We start from the raw sequence: 2,286 nt of genomic DNA, 5'->3' as shown, positions 1-2,286 counted from the left end.
CCCACGCCCCGTACGCCCCTTACTCCCCCGCCGATCCCTGGCACCGGCCCGAGCCGCAGCACGCCGGGCCCCGGCCTGCGCGCCGGGAGGCCCTCGGCCACCACAGCGACCTGCGGCTCCTGCGCGGCGCCTACCGGCTGCTGAGGCGTGTGGCCACGCTGACCGCGCTCGGCTACTTCACGGTGTTCCTCGTCCTGTCGGCGTACGCACCGTCGTTCATGACCGGCGAGGCCGGCGCCGGGCTGCCCGCCGGTCTGCTGCTCGCGCTTCTCCAACTGCCCGTCACCTGGCTGGCGATCGCCCTGTACGAGCACACAGCCCGCCGCCATGTGGACCCCGTCGCGGACCGTATCCGCAGGCAGGCGGAAGTGGACGCCAGGCGGGAGGCGGCACGGTGACCGATTTCGACGGAAGCGGACAGACCCTGTCCCTGCTGGCGTTCACGGCGGTCGCCACCGTCACGCTGCTGCTGTGCGTGATGACCGGCCCCGACCGGGACGACCTCGACGAGTTCTACACCGGGTACAGCTCGCTGTCCCCGCTGCGCAACGGCCTCGCCATCGCCGGCGACTACATCTCCGCCGCCACCGTCCTCGGCACCGGCGGCGTCATCGCCCTGTTCGGCTACGACGGTCTCGTCCTCGCGCTGAGCACGGCACTGTCGCTGATGCTGCTGATGTTCCTGCTGGCCGAACCGCTGCGCAACGCGGGCCGGTTCACGATGGGCGATGTCCTCGCCCGCCGTATGCCGGGCCGGGCGGTGCGCATCGCGGCCTGCGCGGTGACGCTCGCGGCGCTGCTGCCGCTGATGCTGGTGCAGCTCGCGGGCACCGGACAGCTGCTGGCGTTCATCCTCGGTTTCTCCGGCGACTCGCTCCAGACCGGCTGCGTCGTCGGCCTGGGCGCGCTGATGATCAGCTACGCGGCGATCGGCGGCATGAAGGGCACCGCGCTGATCCAGATCATGAAGATCGTGATGCTGCTCGGTTCCGGCACGGTCGTCGCCCTCCTCATGCTGAACCGTTTCTCCTGGGATCCGGGCGCCCTGTTCGCCGCTGCCGCCGCCAAGAGCGGCGTCGGCTCCGCGTACCTCCACTCGGGCCTTCAGTTCGGCAACGGCTCCTTCCCCCGCATCGACATGATCACCTCGGAGCTGACCGTCGTCCTCGGCGGTGCCTGTCTGCCGCACATCACCATGCGCATGTACACCGCCTCCAGCGCCCGCCAGGTACGCCGGTCCATGTCCTGGGCGGTGTCCTGCGTCACCCTGTTCGTGCTGATCATGGCGGTCGTCGGGTTCGGCGCCACCGCGCTGATCGGACGCGCGGCCATCGCCCAGGCCGACCCGCAGGGCAACACGGCCTATCTGCTGGGCTCGCGGGCGGTGTTCGGCGCCGACGTCTCCGGAGCGGAGACCCTGCTGTTCACCACCGTCACCACGGCGATCTTCCTGACCGTGCTCGCCTCGGTCGCGGGAATGATCCTCGCCTGCGCCAACTCCCTCGCCCACGACGTGTTCGCCGCACGCGTACGGGAGATGTCCCCGCGCCGCGAGATGCTGCTGGCCCGCCTGTCCGCGCTGGCCGTCGGCGTCCCCACCATCGCCCTGGCCACCCAGATCCAGCACCGCAGCCTCCAGCCGCTGGTCACGATGGCCTTCTGCATCGGCGCCTCCGCCATCGCCCCCGCCCTGGTCTACGGGCTGTTCTGGCGCCGCTACACCCGCACCGGCATGCTGTGGACCCTCATCGGCGGCACCCTCGCGGTGCTGGTGCTGATGCCGGGCACCAGCCTGGTCTCCGGCTCGCCCGTCGCCGCGTTCCCCGACGCCGACTTCCACTGGTTCCCGTTCACCACGACCGGCGTGGTCTCCATCCCCCTCGGCTTCGCCTTCGGCTGGGCCGGCACGGTCCTCTCCGCCCGACGCACGGCGGAGGAACAGCGCGACCGGTACGAGGCCGTGGAGGCCCGCATCCTCGCGGGCGCCACCGGCACCGAACGGTGAGCCGCGCGCCGGCGGACCGCACCCACCCCCGTGGGATGCGCCCCGCCGGTGCGCGGCAGCACGGGCGGCACAGGCGACATGGGCGGTACGGGCCGGTGCGGCTCCGGCGGCGCCGCCGTGTGCGGCCCGCGCACGGCCCGGCTCTGCCTGCTCGTGTACGGCCCCGCTCCGCCGGCACGTGCACGGCGCTCTCGCCGCACCGGGCCCTCCACCGCCGCCCCACCGCCCCGTACCTACCTCTTATACACATCTCCGAGACCACGAGACTACGCTGCATATCG

Annotated in this window: 2 protein-coding genes; both read left to right on the top strand. The window is 72.1% G+C overall.

Translation table 11 applies throughout. The annotated features are described in order from the left end of the window. Positions 1 to 398: DUF485 domain-containing protein (locus MTQ10_RS29860; RefSeq protein ID WP_247473635.1), on the top strand; the 398-nt coding region annotated here is incomplete at its 5' end. Beyond that, positions 395 to 2,005: a sodium/solute symporter gene (locus tag MTQ10_RS29855; RefSeq protein WP_247473632.1), complete on the top strand. Its 1,611-nt coding sequence runs from the start codon at positions 395 to 397 to the stop codon at positions 2,003 to 2,005. The genes MTQ10_RS29860 and MTQ10_RS29855, both read left to right, overlap by 4 nt. The last annotated feature ends 281 nt before the right edge of the window (positions 2,006 to 2,286 follow it).

The organism is Streptomyces sp. XM83C (assembly GCF_023072675.1).
GTDB classification, from domain to species: Bacteria; Actinomycetota; Actinomycetes; order Streptomycetales; family Streptomycetaceae; genus Streptomyces; species Streptomyces thermocoprophilus.
This window is presented reverse-complemented; position numbering and strand designations above follow the sequence as displayed.